The sequence below is a fragment of the Actinospica acidithermotolerans genome, from assembly GCF_018139625.1.
Lineage (GTDB): Bacteria > Actinomycetota > Actinomycetes > Streptomycetales > Catenulisporaceae > Actinospica > Actinospica acidithermotolerans.
Window position 1 is genome coordinate 1 of record NZ_JAGSOH010000417.1, and the last position, 383, is coordinate 383.

The 383-nt window shown below is 36.6% G+C and carries 1 protein-coding gene; it reads left to right on the plus strand.

The features are described 5' to 3' along the window. Positions 1–383 (plus strand): ATP-binding protein (locus tag KDK95_RS39185; RefSeq protein ID WP_212522692.1); only part of this gene is annotated, 383 nt, incomplete at both ends.

The window sequence follows — 383 nt, forward strand, 5'->3', positions numbered from 1 at the left end:
CTCACATACAGTGGAATTAAACGAAGAGTTGAACTACATTGAACAGTATGTTGCGATACAAAACATCCGTTTTGATGACATGATTAAGCTCCATATCGAAAGTTCTGAAGAAGCGCGTCACCAGACAATTGGTAAAATGATGCTTCAACCACTCATAGAAAATGCTATTAAACATGGTAGAGATACTGAGTCATTGGACATTACTATACGCCTGACATTGGCACGTCAGAATTTACATGTTTTAGTTTGCGACAATGGTATTGGGATGTCGTCATCTCGCCTGCAATATGTACGCCAATCTCTTAATAATGATGTATTTGATACTAAGCATTTGGGATTAAATCATTTACACAATAAAGCAATGATTCAATATGGTTCACATG